We start from the raw sequence: 19,375 nt of genomic DNA on the forward strand, positions 1-19,375 counted from the left end.
TATCACCGTAAGGTAACCCCAAGTTGCTCTGCCACATATCGCATGGCCCACATGCGCCCGGTTGGACCCAGCGTTTTGAAGAAAATATCTCCTGCATTATATACATGGCCTTCTTGAACAGCCTTTAATGCCAACCATGCACTGGATTGTTGTAATTGCCTCAGTTGAGCACGTGCCTCTTTTGTGGGATCGACCATTACAAACACATGATCCGCTTCGTATAACTGCAAATCGCGTACTTTACTCTCTACAGCCCACTGTTGTTCCGGAAAATCACGAGGCAAATAAAATCCCAGATCATCATACAATAGCGCCCCTGTCTGGTTATTCAATCCATACATTCGGTAGAAATGAGAAGTCACCCGGATGAACATGGCGCTCTGTTTCCCCCACCTCGATTGAATGCGCCCTCGAAGAACTCGGCTCAGTTCAGCATGTTGTTCTATCCACTGTACAGCCTGTTCAGTGCGGCCCATAATGTCCGCCATATACAGAAGCCTCTCCCCAAAATGGTTGGTGTGCTCCAGCATGGTGGTAGGCGCGATACGATGCAGGGAGTCATTTGGCTCCAAACGATCACTTGTAATGATCAGGTCCGGTTGGACTCGCCTCAAACCATCATAGTTCTGATTGAAGCTATCCAGGATAAGTCCCTGATGACTGTGTGCTTGAAGCGCAGGTATAGCAACATGACGAGCCACCCTCTGACCATAGGATAAAACGGATACTGGCCTCAAACCGAGCGTTATCACATAATCGTCCAACCCGTAATACAAGGTGGCAATGCGATTCACTTTATTTTTCATATACAACGTTGGGGCGATTCCTTCGTTTTTCTTGAAGACTCTGCTGAAATAGTGCTCGTCCTTATAACCCACTTGCTCCGCAATTTCCTTGATTTTATCTGAAGAAAATAACAGCTGCTTGGCCTTTGCCATACGTAGTTTCAGTATATATTCAATCGGGGTCATATTTAATTGCCGTTTAAATGTTCTTATAAAATGATTCACACTAAGCCCTGCCATGCGGGCCATCTGATCAATTCGAATGTCTTCCATATACTGATGCGTCATATATTCAAGTGCCAAATCCATCCCTGCTACAGGGGGAGTTGCTTCTTTCACGTGCATCATTAACTGAATCAACAACTGATGCAAAAGATGTTTCCTGCGCGTCTTTTCCAGACTCGTAAACGAGTGTTTTCCACTCACCAGGGTATCCATCATCTCCTGAATATCACGTCTATTGGAAGGAACATTAAGTTTGCCCGTCACAGGGAGATCAAATGCCTCGGTATGCCAAGCATTCCCACGCCTGGTAAGTGTAACACAGGAAAATAAAATAATCTGATATCGGACAGGTGCTTCCATATTCGTCTGAAACTCCACATGTATTCCTGGCTTCAACAAAAACCACTCGTCTTGAGACACGGTATGTACAATGTTATCCATAGACAAAGATCCCTTGCCAGCGATGACCCTGCAAATGGCGAACCTTTTCCAGATCCGACGCTGTACAGCCCCCGGATTGCTAGAGTAATGGCAGACGTGGACAGCAGAGAAATGTAGTTGCTCCAGTTGTTTGATCCAATCATTTTCCTCCATGATGACGTCACCTCCCTGTTTGGATCGAACCCTGTAATCGCCTGATTAAAGCTGATCGTAACCAGCTGCAATTCCAGTTAATATGGATCTTTTCCATACTCAATTCCCTTTATTATAGATAGATTGATAACAATTCTCAATAACATAAACAATCAATATTAACTTATCCATTTGGACAACATATACGGACTGCAACGTAACATAACGGGATAATAACGCTAGAATCAGCAACATTTTCTAACCTGTTGCAAAATCATAAAAGGCATGATATATTAATTGAGCCATCAATGATTGACGCATCAAATATTGATACATCAATGATCGAGAGCATCCAAATAATCATTAGGCAATGGCATTGTATACTGCAACATTAATCATTGGTTAACATGCGCCGTTGTTCATGATTCAGATTCACCCGGGAGGTCTAGTCATGACACGTATTGTTTCCAAAGAAGAACAAATCATCAATCTGTTGAACGTGTTGGGTAATAAAATCAGTCCCAAGTTCGAACGCTGTACAGGTATCAGTTCCTCTCGCTTTGAAATTCTGCATGAGCTGGATCAGGTAGATGAGATTAACCAATCCATGCTGCAGAAAATCATTAACATTGATAGTGCTGCGATTACACGCCACTTGAAACAGCTTGAGGCGGACCTGATGGTTACAAGACGCAAGAACCCCGAAGATAATCGGGTCACTTTTGTTCGTCTGACGGACCACGGTCGGAAGCAGATTGAAGGCTACAAAGCAGAGAAGACCAATTTTATCAACCAGATTTTACAGGATTTCAGTGAAGACGAAGTTCAGTCACTCGCCGATCTCCTGGAACGTATGCACAACAATTTCTAAACCCATATATAGAGGAGAGATCCATGCATGAGTACAATTCAAAGCAAATTCCAAAAAACCAATGATTTTAACGAAATTACCTACGGTCGCCGTTCTGTTAAACTTTACGATCCTGAAGTGAAAATTAGCCGTGAAGAGATGACAGAAATTCTGTCCGAAGCTTCCCGTGCACCATCTTCGATCAATTTGCAGCCTTGGCGTTTTCTGGTTGTTGATACGGCTGAAGGTAAAGAAAAGCTTGCTCCACTTGCGAGATTTAATCAAAATCAAGTGTTGACTTCTGCCGCTGTTATTGGCGTATTTATTGATATGAACAACGTTGAATACATGGATGAGATTTTTGGTAAAGCTGTAGAACTTGGTTACATGCCACAAGACATTAAGGATATGCAGCTCAAAACTGTAATGCCTTATTACGAAAAGATGGCTGCTTCCGATCTTCGCGACGTTAACCTGATCGATGCTGGCCTTGCTTCAATGCAATTGATGCTTGCTGCACGTGCTCATGGTTATGACACCAACCCAATTGGTGGTTATGAGAAAGATCAAATTGCAGAAGCATTTGGCATGGACAAAGAGCGTTATCAACCCGTTATGTTGATCTCGATCGGTAAATCGGCCAAAGAAGGTCACCCTTCCTACCGTCTGCCTGTAGAAACCATCACAACTTGGGCATAATATCAGGGACGGTTTCCCTGTAAGTCTCGATTATATTGGTCAATAAGCATACATTCTTAACACATTCCAAACAAACACAATATGGAGGTTATACATTATGATTATCATTCACGCTCATCTGCAAGTTAAACCGGACCAAGAGCAAGCATTCCTCGCATCTGCGAAAGAACTGATTGCTGCAACACGCCAAGAAGAAGGTAACATCAGCTACGACCTGGCAAAAAGCACAGAACACGAACAACAATACACGATGATCGAGCTGTGGAAAGATGAAGCTGCTACAGCTTCCCACAACACAAGCGCGCATTTCCAAGCTTTTGTTCAACAAGCAGCAGCATTCATGGCCGCTCCAATGAACGTTGAAGTATTTGCTGGAGAACAAGTTAAAGCATAATAGCTGAATGGCTGACATGCGAATTGGCATGTAAAGAAGCCGCTCTTGGTCATATGACCGAGGGTGGCTTTTTCATTCCCTTTGAAAAGTAAGTTCGACACACTGCCAATTAGTTCTCATGTTTGACCGTAATCACGACATTTCCCCTCTTTCGCCCTGTTTCCACATAACGATAAGCTTCCCGAATTTGCTCCAAGGCATAACGTCTGTCAATCACCGCTTGCATCTCACCAGCCTCCATCAACTCTTTAAGAAGTATCAGATCCTTCGCAGTAACCCTTGCGATGCCTTGCCCATCAACAGTGACATATGTGCCGTTAGATGCCAATAGGCGCCGACACTGACCTTTCGAGATTTTGCCAACTGCATCCAATATCAGATCATACCGCTGACTTGTTTTTGTAAAGTCTTCCTTCATATAATCGATAACATGCTCGGCACCAAGTGACTTCGCGAACTCCACATTCGTTGTACTGCATACTCCCGTCACTTCTGCTCCAAAATATTTCGCAAGCTGTACAGCAGCAGTTCCTACGGCTCCCGAAGCTCCATAGATGAGCACTTTCATTCCCCGTTTAATGTTTCCTTTGCGCAGAAAATATAAGGCCGTAGTTCCACCAAACGGAATTGCTGCTGCTTCCTCATACGTTGCGTTGAGGGGTTTCAGAGCGACTGGATCCTCTTCGGACAGACATATATACTGAGCATGGGCACCAAAAGACAATCCATTGATGGCATACACCTGATCACCTAACTTAAATTGCTTTACTTCCTTGCCAATCGCCGTAACTTCTCCTGCCAACTCTACGCCCAGGACCGAATTTCGAGGTTTTCGGAATCCCAAAAAAAGACGCATCGGTACCCAGTACAGAAACGGAACATTGGAACCACGAACTCTGCAGTCCCCGGATGTTACAGTTGTTGCGTGTATTTTAATCTGAATCTCATGATCTTTGGGTGATGGCTTCGCTATGTCTTTAAGCTGCAACACATCTGGTGATCCATACTTCGTACATATGATAGCTCTCATATCTTTCCCCCCACATGTTCCTGTTTGCCATGAGTATATCGGGAAGTGGGTTCGGCCCCTAGATACTTAAGTATTGTTTCAAGGATACACCCGTTACAGGAGTTTCCATTCACGTGCTTTTGCCACGGCTTCGGTTCGTCGCTTCACCTGCATTTTGTCAAAAATAATCCGGTTATGTCCTTTCACGGTAGGCAGCGCAATATGAAGTATCTCACTAATCTCCCGATTGGATCTTTCCTGCGCAATCAGATGTAATACTTCGAGCTCTCTCACACTTAACGGATCAATTCGCAGTTCAGAAACGTACGGATATACATCTGTCTCTTCCGAAATCATTTCAATTCTGTTGTCCTTAGCTTCATCAAATGCAGCCAGTAATTGAAGCAGATATAAATGTGAGTCACCGCGTACTGTTACCCTCTTCAAAAGTCTGTGCACAACAACACCTTCGTCTACAAATACACGAATGAAGCCTGCTGGCTCTGCCATCGTCATGGCCTCAGTCAGGAACTCGATAGCTTGTGTTCTATTTCCATGTTCCTCATGAATAACCGCCAGAAGGATTGTTGCCTTGAGCTGTTCATCCTTGAAGCCTTTGGTTATGGCCAAGCGAAGACAGGATTCCATCATACCAAGTGCCTCCAAGGTGTTCCCCTGTTTCAGCAATACTCTGGCCTGACTAAGCGCATGATTTCTGTCCCATGATAATCGCATTGCCTTTTTCAGATCGCCCTGACGAAGGAGCACAAGAACGTATGCAGCAGTAATATCAGGGATCGCCTTTGTAAAATTTAACCGTTGGGCCGTTTCGTTGATTCTATCTAACATGATAGCGGCTTTATGAAGATCCGCCTTCGCAAGCGTCACTCGGGCGAGCCATAACTCACTTGCAACAACCCTGTCCGTTTGGACAAATTGATGTGCCAACTGCACACTCTGTTGAGCGTGCAACATCGCCACATCAAGATTATTCCATTCATAATGCACTCGCGCCAGACCCAAATGGGCTTCACATGCAATGGGTAGCGGTGGCTTACCTGCCATAAGTACCACCTTCTGATAGGATTCAGCTGCCAGATGTAGTTGATTGTTGAATTCCTGTATATTCCCCAAGCCCAGTGTCGCCATCATGGTGATGGTATGATGTCCGATCCTGGTACTGTTCGCTAATGATTCCTCGTAAGACAATTCGGCTTCCACACGTTTTCCCTGAAGCTGGTATGCATATCCCAATGTCCAAGCTGTCGCTGCACGAATGGGCAGATTATTAGGATGCAAATATTTGAGTGCTCGAAGTGACTCCGTAATAATCGTATCCGCATCGTGCCGACTGACAGCCAGCGTGGCTCGGATGGAAGCGATATGTCCGATGAGATCAGAATTGATCTTTTCAGGTTCCATATTTTGTAACGCTTGTTCAGCAGACTGCAATTTAGGTTCCACGTCTATCATATGTCCTGATACTAATAACGCAGCCGCATGCATCACCCATAAGGAAGGTATTGAATCCATTTCTGCTGAGGATAGAGAACTCAACCATTGCAAGGCAGGAGCAGCACCCCCGCGAAAAAGAAGTGGCATACCTTTACCTTCCAACAGATCCGATGCCCGATGAGTATCTGCCGCAGCTACAGCATGATTGAAAGCCTCCAGCTCCATTTGATGCTTCTCATACCAGATGCTCGCTCGCTTATGTATCTCAGTAACAGACAGATTGGTGTCAGCTGTGTCGGCGTAATTTGAATTCTGGTGTACTCTTTTACGCAATAAATCTGCAAATAGATGATGGTAACGATACCATCGCCTCTCATTGTCCAAGGGAACGATGAAAAGATTGGCTTGCTCCAGCCACTCCAACATGTCCTGTCCGGTAAAATCAACGGATTCATGTTCCTTTGGTTCATCTATATCCAAGATCGCATCACACAATGAACCGCATAATCGATCCAACATGCACGTTTTCAACAAAAAGTTCTGTACCTGTTCGGTTAGCCCTTGTAATATTTCTTCCATTAGATAGTCCAGTACAAATGGGTCCCTGCCACTGAACGTTTCCATAAAGTGTTTCGGATCAGAAGAACCCTGCATGGATAAGGCCGCTAACTGCAACCCGGCAACCCAGCCTTCTGTTCGTTTTTCAAGGAGAGCAACATGTTCCTCTGAAAGTTTCAATCCCATGACCCGATCCAAAAACTCAATGCTTTCGGCAGAAGTAAAACGCAGATCACTACCACGTATTTCAATCAATTCCCCCTTTGCCCGCAGTCGAGCCAAAGGTAACTTGGGTTGCTGACGCGTAGTCATGACGATATGCATATGCGGGGGCATGTGCCTCAGTAAGTAGACAAGCGCATGATTGATCACTTCGGAAGTCATGAGATGATAATCATCCAGAACAAGTACAAAATGATTTGTTATTTGAGAAACTTCATTAAGAAGGTATGTAATAATGGTCTCGATCGGTGGCGGCTCGGAAGATTGAACAAATCCCATGATTCCTTCAGCAAGCTTGGGGACAATCGTCTGTAACGAAGCACATAGATATGTCAAAAAACGTGAAGGATCGTTATCCGCTTCTTCCAGCGAAAGCCAAGCTGTATCTATTGAAGAAAACTTAACCCATTGATTGACTAGTAGTGTTTTTCCTGATCCTGCAGGAGCAGAGACCAGTATGAGTTTAGCGTGCATCCCCTCGCCGAAACGGACATACAGGCGGGGACGATCCACTACATGGGAGCGCTGAACTGGAATGGTTAATTTCGTAGATAAGATCGGTGCATACATGAGCCAAACCTCCATTCAAGGGTCTCGAACAGCAACTGTATCGTTTCATATATCGTTTTGGCATCTATACTACCATAAATATCAATAAGACACGCCATAAAAGACGTGTCTTTATTATTAGATGTATTTCACTTCTGATTAGCACAAGTTGCTAGTAAAAATGAATGGCTCTACCTTACACTATCCGAGCCGGAGTGATACTTTGCGGATTGTTGAACACATTTTTCGGGTCATACTTGGCTTTGACTCTCCGCAGTCTGGCATAGTTGGCTCCATAGTACACTAAACCGGGATTTTTGATCCCTTGATCCGGAACATTGATGTAAGAACCCACGATGTAGGGTTGCAACTTCTTCCGCGTGTTCCGAGTGAGTGCAATGTTTTTAGCGGCATTGGATGGTTTGACCCACGTACTGTTCCATTCCACATAGAACTTCTCTTTTCGCCAGAAGAACGCGGTAGATCTAGGTGATTTACGACTTACCGCTCCGCCCCAGTTGAGGAAATAGAATCCGCCTGGTCCCTCTTCCAGGTTCTCCAAGAATGATCGCATCGATTTAATGGCTTGGTCGGGGAATGGTTTTCGTCCAAAACCGGACGAGAACTGGTTGCTATACCGTTGAGTCTCGGTCGGATCAGGTTGTAATAAGAACTTCACAACTTCTGTGTAAGGTAACAAGCGAATAATGGAGCTTGTCGGTGTGCCAACACTTGTAATCGGCTGCAATAGACGAAGAGCCTCTGTTTTTGATCCTAGGAACAGCCCCTCCATGACAACATTGCCACCCTTTTTCGGTCCGATGGATAACTCGCTGCCCAATCTTGTATCAACAGAGGGAGCCCACTTCTGCCATACTTTGAGTACTTTTTCGAATTGAGCCCATGGCCAGGTAATCTTAAATACAGTCGCCTTGGCTGGAGCACGGCGCACTTTGAATTTGTAACGGGTGTATACTCCGAAGTTACCACCGCCCCCTCCCCGCGAGGCCCAAAAGAGATCCGAATTATGATTTTTATTAGCCCGAATCACTTTTCCTTTGGCGTCCACCATCTCTACCTCAAGCAGGTTATCACTGATGAGACCGATGGTACGCTGGAGAGGCCCAATTCCCCCTCCTAATGTAATTCCACCGATCCCTACAGTAGGGCTGTCACCAAAAGGAGCTATGAATCCTTGCTTGGCAAGGGTATTCGCAATTCTTCCCACTCGGTTTCCTGTTCCAACAACAACCGTTCCATTTTTTTTATCAAGTTTGATGGAATTCAGATCACTCACATCAATCACAATTCCGCCGTTAACCTGTGAAAGGTTGACTTCAAGTGCATGCCTGCCGCTTCGCGGCCTGATCGGTACATTGTTTTCACGAGCCCATCGGATAGCGTTGGATACATCTTTCGTCTTTTGGGCAAAAACAAAAACTTTAGGATATTTGTCGGTATGCGGGTCCCAGTTCTTACGCGCCGCTTCATATCCTGGATCACCCTTATAAATAACCCGTCCGGTAAGCTTTGTTGATGATTTCACACGTCCCACTCCCTGCTGAATAATCGTCCTACAGCCTCTGCTGCATCAAGCACTTTATACTGTATGACGGACATTCGCGGAGGGAATGGGCTGGTGCCCTTAATTTTCAAGGTTCGCTTTTCAGATTGAGTTAGGCCACAGCACAGCCTTGAGGAAAATCCCTTTTATCTCGAAACTAGTCGCTGCCCGAATCGGAATCAATTCTGATTAACTTGCGCGCTTCCTGTTCTTTTTCACCATACCAGACGAGCGCATCGGCAAACAGATCCATGATGCGAACAAAGTTCTGCTTATCCGCTTCTGAAATCTGATCTGCATACTTGAAAATCTCATCATAACAAAGCTCCCTTACAAATTCGGTGTACTTCGCATATACCTCGCGACCTTTCTCCGAAGGTTTGACGTATATGTCTTTGCGGTTACCGCTTAAATGAAATTTTTCGAGCAGGCCTTTTTCCGTCAGATTCTTTACGTTCTTGGAAAATGTACTGCGGCTTACACCCAGGCGTGCGGCCATTTCCGACATCTTCTCTTCTTTGTCCTCGGCTTCCAGAATGTATTCCAGCGTCTGAATCTGTGAAGCCGAGAACATCATGTCTGTACCGTAGTTTCGTTGCAACTTGTAAGTGTTCGAGTACGCATTACCATATTTGATAATTTTCTCAATCAGTTCCCGATGGTCGCCCATCCAATCTAATTTCATGAGTAATCCCTTTCATATTCAGATTCTCTCTTACTCTACTGAAATCAGATTCGTTTTTCAATCCATGTAATTGCTTCCTCAATAACATCATCACGAGTCAGTTCATTAAATATCTCATGCATCAGATGAGCATAAATTTTGAGTGTTTTATCTGTTGAAGCGATATCGCCGTAAAAGTCACGGGAATCCTGTTCACTGACCAGCCCATCATTGGCCCCATGGAGAAGAAGTACGGGATCTGTAAATTGCTTGGCATTCTCCTTGAGCCATGTTATGCCATTTCCCAGACTATTAAATAAATCTACAGAGATCTGCTTTTCAACCAGCGGGTCATTCGCGTAAGCGGATACAACTGCGGGATCACTGCATACGCCGCTGCCCAGCTCATTTGGGAAATACGTGCCTGCAGGAAGATCCATCGGCAGTTCTCCGGCAACTTTTGTATTGTAACGAGTGAGTGCTCCGGATAGTACGATGCCTTTGACCTTGCCTGGATATTTCGTTCCAAAGGACGAGGTTGCAAAACCGCCCATACTATGTCCGATGATAAACAGCGGAAGATCGCCGCTCTCTTGCAATGCCGCCTCGACAATGACATGAACATCTTCAATAAGATGATCAAATTCTTTATAGAACGTACGCTGTCCCTCGGATCTGGCATGACCACGATGGTCAAACCGATACACGCTAAACCCGCGCTGATTCAGCTTCTCTGTCAAATAATCGTAGCGCCCTGCATGCTCAGCTAGTCCGTGTACAATGACGACAGCGGCTTTTGCATTTTCCACTGTATCCTTGCTGAAATAAAGCTGTGTACCGTCGAAGGATTGAATTCTTGTCTCGATTTTAGGCATCGTTTTCCCGTCCTTTGTGTTGTCCAAGCTTAAGCTCCGAGAGATCATTTCCTCCGCCCTACCATGGACACACTTATTATTATTTCACTTAAAAATAATATTGTTTCTTACGTAAACAATATATCATCCGACATAGCTGTTGTCCACAACAATTTTAAAGCGCTTCCAAATAAAACTCACTGATTAAACAGATAAAAAAGTGGACGGAAAAAGTTCTTTCGCCCAACTTTTTTAACAGAGTGAATCAATAGAAACTGCCTTATAATTAACGTGTCTACATCAAACCCAACAGATTATAGATCATCACTGCTGCTTCTGCACGGCTAGCATTCTTCTTCGGTGCAAACTCATCGTTACCTACACCGTTTATTATGCCTGCTCCCTGTATTGCCTCTACCGCTTGCTTCGCATAACTTGCGATGTTTGCTTCATCCTTGAAGGCTGTAACTTCACCACTTGCTAACGCTAGTTGCTTAATTTGGATCGCCTTGTGTACCATAACCGCCATATCTTCTCGCGTAATGTTCTCATGAACTCCGAATCGTCCATTTGGTTTCCCGTTCACAATCCCCAGCTTCTGCGCGGTTGCGATATTTCCATGGTACCATTCTCCTTGCTTCACATCACTAAAACTTGTCATTGCTCTCTCATCCGATAGCTCAAACATATTCATCAGCATGGTGATGAATTCTGCTCTTGTCACTTGACCATTCGGATTAAACTCGCCGTCGCCTACACCCTTCACAATGCCTCTTGCTCCCAATGCTGAGATCGCATCCTTCGCCCAATCTTGGGTCACATCCTTAAAGCTCGTTGCAACATACGCTACCGTATACTTGCTTAGATACGTTGGCTTGAACTCTACTTTTCCTGTCGCTGCATTGTATTTACCATTCGTCACCACTCTTAGCTCTCCGTTGTCCTTCACATCGTATACAACGACGTTGTTTGGATTTTCGTTAGCCTTTAGTGTGTATGGCAGTTCAATCACGAGATCATCTCTGCCATCAAACTCTGTAAGTTTATTATCATCAATCATTAGCTCAATATCGTATACGACCTCACCGTTCAGCTGAGCTTGTGTGCCAGCTGGCAGTTGATTAGCTGCGATTTTCTTAATCGACAATCCTAACGTTTTCCCTGCACTTGTTCCTGTTCCAAGCAGTTCGGTTGCCACTGTTACGACTGCAGAGCCTATGTTGATCTCGATGCGATCTACCATAGAAGCTCCACTTGTTAAGCGTGCATCTACTGTGAGCTCAATCGTTAGCCCGTTCAAGCTTGCATCAGCTTCAACTTGCATGTGTAACTTACCGCCTGTCGTTTGATCAAGCGCACGCTTCACCGTATCCGCACTTAACTTCACTTTAGAAGCACCGCTCTCATTTACGATCGGCTTAATGTTTATTTGACCGTTGTCCATTACCACTGGATCACTTCCACCTGAAGCTGGTGGTGCTGTAGGTGCAGGGATATTACCGCCACCACTTCCATCACCACTGCTTGGTGCTTGTGGTGTTCCTGACACCACAACCCCTGCTGACTCATACCCTGCTGCGTTTACCGTAGTAATACGGAATTCATAACGCATACCATTCGCAAGTCCTGTGACTTCATAACTGCTAGCCGCATGATTCACCGTTACCGTCTTAAACTCTGTATTTCCAAGACCTGTAATCTTAATAGCGACCAGATCGCTGTCTGTAGGATTACTCCATTTCAAAGTCAGCTTCTGATTACCTGCTGTTACACTTGTTCTGGTCACTTCTCCTGGTGCAGTCGGTTCCACCAATGGTGTTACCGTTACCGTAGCGCTTGATGATAAACCACCAACCACTGTAGTTACTGTAATCCTTGCTGTTCCTGGTGACACCGCTGTTACTTGACCTGTCGCACTTACAGTGGCTACAGCTGTATTGCTTGAGCTCCATGTTACTGCTTTTTTCGTTGCATTAGCTGGTGTTACCGTAGCTGTCAATTGCCCTGATTGACCTTCTACGATTGACATCGTCGTTTTGTCCAAGCTAATTCCGCTAACGGGTACGTTCTTTCCATTGAGTGCATCATACTCACTTTGTGTAATTGGAATTACCGTTCCGTGACGCGGACTAGCTGGTAAGTTGTAGTTAGAAGATAATGTCCAGGCACCTGATGCAAGATTAGTTGTCTCGAATGGAACATAACCTCTTCCACCAAACTCATCTACGAATAAATACCATTTTTCATCGGTATTCGATTTGAAGATCGTTGGACCCTCAACCCATTTGATGTTACCAACACCTTGATTAATCATCTTGAAGGTTGGATCTAAGATCGAGTCACCCACCTCTTGGAAGATCATCTTGCCAAATGGAGCAGAAGCTCCGTTGTTTTGCTCATCCTTCGTAAAGCGATACACTTTTCCTTCATGCTCAATCATCGTTGTGTCAATGATTGAATATCCATAATCCAAATATACTTGCGGTTCAGTAAACGTATAGAAATCTCTTGTCTTGCTATACATCATTTTTTGATAAGCATTGCCTGTATGGGATGCGTCATCAAACATTCTTGATGCCCAAAATACGATATATTCACCTGTTTTGTTATCGTACATAATTTCTGGTGCCCATGTATTACCCGCTTCTTCCGGTGCAACCTCTACCATGCGTTGATCTGTCCAGTTGACTAGATCATTCGATTCCCAAACCATAATGGAACGACTGCCCCATGTCTGTGCTCTGCCCCAGTTACCATTGCCGTTAATTTTCAGATCGGTGGCGATCATGTAGAACTTATCACCTTCAGGCGAGCGAATGATGAACGGATCACGTACCCCCTTCTCCCCTAAGGTAGAGGTTAATACAGGTTTACCATTATTCAATTCTCGCCAGTTCAGCGGATCATTACCGTTACTTAGTGCAAAGTAAACTTGCTCCCCTGTTGCAGTACCTTCTCCAGTGAAATATGTGAAAAAGTATCCCGCATATTTTTCATCAGCAGGCAGTTCCTTCACATTCGCAATGAATTCCTTCGTAGTCGATGCTGAATTTAATGTAATCGTAGCTGTAAGCTTCACGCCCACATTTCCACTACCGTGTGCCGGACGTTTTACTTCTCCAGTAACCGAAACGACGTTTGGTTGAGCAGAAGCCCAAGTAATTGTTGTTCCATATAGACCAGATGTTGGTAATGCCAGATGACCTCTTACATCATTAATGTTATGAACGACTAGCGCTGTTTTTGCTTCATCTACAGAAGTGACATCGTTTGGCAATGCCTTAACCGTCAACTGAAAAGTTTTGTTAACTGTCTCTGTACCATCTGTAAATACTGCTGTTAACGTTACAACTTGATCACCTGTTGCGTTAGCTGGTCTGGTTACGGCACCTGTAGTTGAGATGACATTCCCCTTATCTGAAGTCCAGCTTATTGTTGTGCCATAAGCACCTGATGTTGGCAATGTTACATTGCTTATAATCGCATCTTTTGATGCATTAGAAGCAAGAAGATCATGAATCGTTAATTTCTCTGTCGCAGCCGATACAAGCATGCCCTCCATTAAAGCAATCTTCTGATCTGCATGAGCCTTAAGTGATGTAATATCTGCCGCAGTCATAGCACCATCATAGATTTGGAAGTCTGCAATCATACCGCCGAAGTATGGATCAGCTGTATAGAATGACTTACCGATGGTTCCACTACTGCCTGAAGTATTTTTTATTTGTGCTAGTGTCATTCCATTCGTTGAGCCTGATGCAACAGCAACACCATCAATATAAAGCGTTAGTGTACCATCCGTGCCTGAAACAACAGTCGTAACTACTTTCCATTCATTATTCTTTAAGCCCGTGGTAGAAGTTGAAGACTCATTATTCCAAGCATTCGTCGCGATACCAAGGCGAGCTAGACCGTTAGCGTTATAACGTGGTGTGAAATACGTATAGTGCGTATTATTGTTTGGTCTTCCTAATGCATATAACCACTCCGCAGCGTTTTTACCGCTCCAGTTCACAATGGATGAAACGGTCATATCCGTTAATCCATCAAGTACTCCTTGGGGTAGTTCTACATAAGAGTTAGTTGTGCCACCAGTAAAGCTTAGTACACCAGCATCTTGTGTACGAATCCATTCTGCTTTAGACGGATTCATCCATTTTCCGTTGAAGTTTCCTGTTTGGTCAATAACCGTCGCACCATCGATATCATTCATATCATAGTGAAGAATGAGCTCTGCCCCAGATGGCTGCTCTACTGGAGGAGTAACGTCTTCATCAGCTAATGTTGCAATCTCTTCAACGGATAATGGACGATTATAAATACGGAAATCATCAAATTTACCATCAAATAAACTATGAGAGCTGTTTCTCGATTTACCAATATAATTCATCGTTGTTTCCAGTAACATTCTCGGCTCAACGTTAAATGTCGAGCTACGTTTAACCTCTTGACCATTCACATACAATACTGCATCAAATTCATCCATTGTAATTGCAACATGCTGCCAAGTCTTTGTTGGTAATAACCCGGAATTTCTCACCGCATATTTATATTCTGATCCCAGTCGCGTGCTGTCATTGCTAAATTTCTCTGTAAAAGGGGTTACGACAGCAAACTCTAGACTACCTGTATCACCTTGTGTGCTCAAGTACATGGTGTTGCGGTTAACCTGTCTGCCTGTTTCGGAAGCAAAATCAAATATTCTTTGATTTGCTTGATTTCTGTCCATTTGAACCCATGTAGAGAACGTAGCCTTCTCAAGATTCAAGGATTGAATCAAGTTATCTGGCAGCTTCACATATCCTGTTGATCCATTAAGCTCTAGTGCACCACCCGTTTTACCGATACGATCCTCTTCATTAATCGTTGCTCCACCTACTAGTGTTGCGTGATGACCATTGCCAGAAATGTCATTCAACGTTGTACCATTTACTGTATCTTCATCAAATGAGTAATGTACAACCGGGTCTGTTGATGGTGCTGGACCTTTCCATGCATACTTCTCTTGCAAAGCATCATACTCTGCACGTGAGATTGGAATTACCGTCCCGTGTCGTGGTCCTGGCGGCAGTGCATATTTATCACTACTTAATACATTGTTCATATATTGCGTGCTACTATCCAGATCTGTTGTATATCGGACATGATATGGCCATGAATCAAGGAACAGATACCATTTGTCTTTATTATTATCCTTAAAAATCGTCTGCCCTTCGTTGTTTCCATTATTTCCGATCAAGCCAAGTTTATTATCACGTGTACCCGGAACAGCGTCGTATTGAAGGCCGTTTGCTGCAATACCGTCCTTGTCATAATAAAAAGTTGGTGCTTTCTCCACATACACTTTAGTATTCACTTCTGATTTGGTGAATCGGTACAACATATCATTATGCTCAATAAACGTCGTATCAATCGTCGGAAGTGACTCATCAATCATGACCTTTGGCTCAGAGAAGTTGTAGAAGTCTCTTGTTGTTGCGTAGTACATCACATTGTACTGACCTGCAGGTCTGCCGTTATAATCACCATATGTCTCTGTGTTTTTCATCGATGATGCCCAAAATACGATATACTCTCCAGTTACTGGATCATAGATAGCTTCTGGTGCCCACGTATTTCCTCCAGTCTTAGGAGCAACCTCGATCATACGTTGCTCGCTCCAATGAACGAGATCCTCCGACTCCCAAATCATCATGTAATGACTACCCGTAATTTGAGCTTGGTCGAAATTTGTACTTTCGCCCATTTTCAAATCGGTTGCCAGCATATAGAATTTATCCCCTTCTGGTGACCGTATAACGAATGGATCACGAAGTCCTTTTTCACCCATATCCGATTGAAGGATCGACTTACCATTATTCAACCCTTTCCAGAACAATGGATCTTCAGCTGTAGCGAAGGATATCTCTTCACCACCCTCATATTCACCTGTAAAGTATGCAAAGAAGTAAGCATCATGCTGTACTGGCGCAATTGCTTGTTTAATCGTAACGTTAAACGTAAGCTCTTTAGAAGCTGCACCATTCGTAATTGTAGCTATTAGCGTAACGGGCGTATCCGTAGCTTGACGGTTTACCCAGCCTAGCTGTGTAGCGTCACCAGCCGCTTCAGACGTTCCTTTCACAACTGCCGGTCTGCTAGATAACCATGTAATGGTGGAGCCTTGTTCACCTGTAGCAACAAGACGTAAGTTACCTTTAACGTTGTCAGCATTGTAGATCTCTATTTGTTCAGCGTCCAGATCAACCTTCTGCTGATCATCGAATTGCTTCAAGATCGTAACAGGGAATACAGCTGTAGTTGATACGCCTTGATACGTTAAAGTAGCCGTAAGCTCTGCCTGAACATTACCTGCTTGAACAGCGGGACGCTGTACAGTGCCATGGTTAGAAATGACCGTAGGATGACTAGAACTCCAAGTAATGCTCACGCCGTTTTTACCGCTTGTTGGTAATGTAACGTTTCTCGTTATCTTATCGGTGCTTTTATCGCCTTCACCTAAGTAATGACTGATGTCAAGTTGATTCGCGGCATCATCAACAGTGAGCTGACGTATTTTTGAGATGTGAGTTGCTCCTTCTTGTTGATATAACTCGCCTACTTCTTGCTCTGTCAACGCGCGATCATATACTTGAAAATCAGCTACGCTACCTTGAAGATATGGATCGTTTGAGAAGATTGATTTACCGATAAAGCCAGAGAAAGTAGCATCCGGATTAATAATTTCTGACAGCTTTAGTCCCTTTGCATTACCCGAAGCAACCTTAACTCCATCCACGAATAACGTTATCCTATTGCTAGCTTCGGACAATGACACCGTTACATGCTTCCACTGTCCACCGATAAGGTTTGAGTTTGCGCTACCTATAACTAATGCTTCGTTCGGCCAGCCATTTTTAGAGATACCTGTAGCAATCATATTACCTGATCCACTACCGTGACGTGGTGTTACGAAGAAATATTTGTTCGTTTCTGGTGTTAATACAGTACCCAAACCGAAGATCCAGCGATTCGTACCATCATTCGTCCAGTTCACGATTGAAGATACTGTAATCTCATTCAGACCGTATAGTAGATCTAGTCCATTTGAGCCCTTAGGAATCTCAACATGCCCACTATTAGATGTAGAGCTTCCACCATTGAAGGAAACAAAGCCAACCTCACTGTTTGAAATGAATTGTCCATTGTTTGGATTTCTAAATATTCCGTCAAATGTAACTGCCTTATTAGCAACATCCTTCAGTACGAGTTGACCGTCTACTTCTTCAGTCGTTTTCATGTTGTAATGAAGAATAAGATCATCTTTTAGCGATTCTCCCTTAACGGTAACGGCTGATGTGGCTGTATACTCTCCATCTTCAGTCTGTACCGTAATTGTGGCTGTACCTTCACTAACAGCTGTAACTTTACCCGTTGAATTGATAATCGCTACACTGGAGTCACTCGATGTCCAGATAACTCTTTTATTCGTTGCATTTGAAGGTGAAATAGTAGCCACTAATATCTCGCTGTCCCCCGCTGATAAAATAAATGTAGGTTCATTAAGCGAAACATTCTTAACGGCAATCTGCTCAATAGAGTCATCCTTAGGTAGTAAGGTAACCATGAACTCCTTCGTTGCCTGGCTTCCACCTAAAGAAATGGTTGCAGTTAGCGTCACTTGTTGTTCAATTTCTCGTAAGATCACTTCACCCGTTGGACTGATCGCACTCTCATCACTAGACGTCAATGAGATCATTGCGCCATTCTTATCTTCAGTAGGTAGTTCAAGAGATTCTGTAACTGCCGATAAGTCACCTAACGTTAGCTCTATTTTGCCTTGTTGTACTTGTTTTTCATTAAACGATTGTTCATATACTTCAGCGATATCTTCATTATTTAGTGCCTCTCCGTAAATTCTTAAATCTTGAAAGCTGCCCGCAAAAGTAGCATCCCCTAAATAATTGGAGCGACCGATGTAAGCATGCAAATCCGTACCAAAGCTTGCTGTTGTTTTCTCTTTGGCGGTCGTGCCTATATGAACACCGTTAATATAACCTGTAATAGAGCGTTCTGTAATAACCGTTGTATAGTGAACCCATTGACCTTCGTACGGTGTCGTTGAAGTGCCTGATACCCCTACCTCAGTTGTCCAAGGCTGGTCAACATTATTGTTATTCGTAAATACTGACTTAAAATCACCACTTGGATTCGATGGATTAAACATCCAGTAATTCGTTGGCAAGTTATTGCCAGCTGCTGGAGTACCGTAGAATAATGCTGAGTAGTTCCCACTTCCAGTGTTGCTCTTGATCCATACAGATATCGTTGTATTTTCTTGATTATCAAACATACCAGTAGGAAGCTGAACGTAGTTCGTATTACTATCTGTTCCCCCAGGCAGAGTGAGACCATCGGTGTACGTAATGTTTCCTACGGCCGTTCCATGCTTTTCATTACCTGATATATCCTCTACATCCTCAAGCAATGGATAATGCGCCAACATCGTTGGTGTTATTGTGTCTGCTGAAGCTTGATTGCTAAATGGCAGAACAAGATTAAACCAGTTACTGAAGGTCATAAGTAAAACTAACATTAGGATTGTAATTTTCTTCCGCATAGCATTCTTCCCTTCGATTAATTTTCAGAAGCATACAACCCATATCTCTCACCTATAAAACCAGACCACCTCGCTCAAGGAAATAGAGATACGTTTTTTAAAAAAAGAATGCGCTTACATTTCTTCTCATATTACGTCTACAACACTTCCAATTCAATGTAGTATCTTGTTAATAAGGTGGATTTTTTTATTGATTCACTCAAACTTCAACACTATCCCTATACTCCGAAGTAATCGTTTTCATTCCAAATATACTCTATGTTTAAATTAAAGGATTGAACGCCTGATAAACATAATATATATAGTTGGGCGCTTGTCATATGCACAACGTGTCCGAATACGATGCGGTAAGCCATGGGCGCACCGGATCGAAAA

At 43.7% G+C, this 19,375-nt stretch carries 10 protein-coding genes; 3 read left to right on the plus strand and 7 right to left on the minus strand.

The features are described 5' to 3' along the window. Positions 1–2: 2 nt before the first annotated feature. A complete protein-coding gene (locus QF041_RS10630) occupies positions 3–1,604 on the minus strand; it encodes an AraC family transcriptional regulator (protein WP_307413984.1) in 1,602 nt (533 codons plus the stop codon). Positions 1,605–2,034: 430 nt separating this feature from the next. On the opposite strand from QF041_RS10630, the gene QF041_RS10635 reads away from it, so the two are divergent. The 3 genes from QF041_RS10635 to QF041_RS10645 all read left to right on the plus strand — a co-directional run bounded on the left by QF041_RS10635 (position 2,035) and on the right by QF041_RS10645 (position 3,526). Then, entirely contained in the window at positions 2,035–2,454 is a 420-nt protein-coding gene (locus tag QF041_RS10635) for a MarR family winged helix-turn-helix transcriptional regulator (protein ID WP_076209072.1), read from the plus strand. 27 nt (positions 2,455–2,481) lie between these two features. Further along, the gene (locus QF041_RS10640) at positions 2,482–3,132 is read left to right on the plus strand and encodes a nitroreductase family protein (protein ID WP_076209073.1); all 651 of its coding nucleotides are present in this window, start codon (positions 2,482–2,484) and stop codon (positions 3,130–3,132) included. Between the two features lie 97 nt (positions 3,133–3,229). Next, positions 3,230–3,526: a putative quinol monooxygenase gene (locus QF041_RS10645; RefSeq protein ID WP_076209074.1), complete on the plus strand. Its 297-nt coding sequence runs from the start codon at positions 3,230–3,232 to the stop codon at positions 3,524–3,526. A gap of 109 nt (positions 3,527–3,635) precedes the next feature. On the opposite strand, the gene QF041_RS10650 is transcribed toward QF041_RS10645, so the two are convergent. The 6 genes from QF041_RS10650 to QF041_RS10675 all read right to left on the minus strand — a co-directional run bounded on the left by QF041_RS10650 (position 3,636) and on the right by QF041_RS10675 (position 19,000). Beyond that, positions 3,636–4,556: an NAD(P)-dependent alcohol dehydrogenase gene (locus QF041_RS10650; RefSeq protein ID WP_307413987.1), complete on the minus strand. Its 921-nt coding sequence runs from the start codon at positions 4,554–4,556 to the stop codon at positions 3,636–3,638. 93 nt (positions 4,557–4,649) lie between these two features. Further along, positions 4,650–7,340 carry a winged helix-turn-helix domain-containing protein gene (locus tag QF041_RS10655; RefSeq protein WP_307413988.1) on the minus strand — a complete coding sequence of 897 codons (2,691 nt, stop codon included), beginning with the start codon at positions 7,338–7,340 and terminating at the stop codon, positions 4,650–4,652. Between the two features lie 175 nt (positions 7,341–7,515). Beyond that, positions 7,516–8,865 (minus strand): FAD-binding oxidoreductase, encoded by a 1,350-nt coding sequence (locus QF041_RS10660; protein ID WP_307413990.1) that lies wholly within the window; start codon positions 8,863–8,865, stop codon positions 7,516–7,518. A 175-nt stretch (positions 8,866–9,040) separates the two neighbouring features. Beyond that, entirely contained in the window at positions 9,041–9,568 is a 528-nt protein-coding gene (locus tag QF041_RS10665; RefSeq protein ID WP_307413991.1) for a MarR family winged helix-turn-helix transcriptional regulator, read from the minus strand. Between the two features lie 44 nt (positions 9,569–9,612). Beyond that, complete coding sequence (locus QF041_RS10670; protein WP_307413992.1) at positions 9,613–10,422, minus strand: alpha/beta hydrolase; 810 nt, start codon at positions 10,420–10,422, stop codon at positions 9,613–9,615. A 274-nt stretch (positions 10,423–10,696) separates the two neighbouring features. Further along, the gene (locus tag QF041_RS10675; protein WP_307413994.1) at positions 10,697–19,000 is read right to left on the minus strand and encodes an immunoglobulin-like domain-containing protein; all 8,304 of its coding nucleotides are present in this window, start codon (positions 18,998–19,000) and stop codon (positions 10,697–10,699) included. Positions 19,001–19,375 lie beyond the last annotated feature (375 nt).

Origin of the sequence: Paenibacillus sp. W2I17, assembly GCF_030815985.1 — a bacterium.
In the GTDB taxonomy this organism is placed as follows: Bacteria; Bacillota; Bacilli; order Paenibacillales; family Paenibacillaceae; genus Paenibacillus.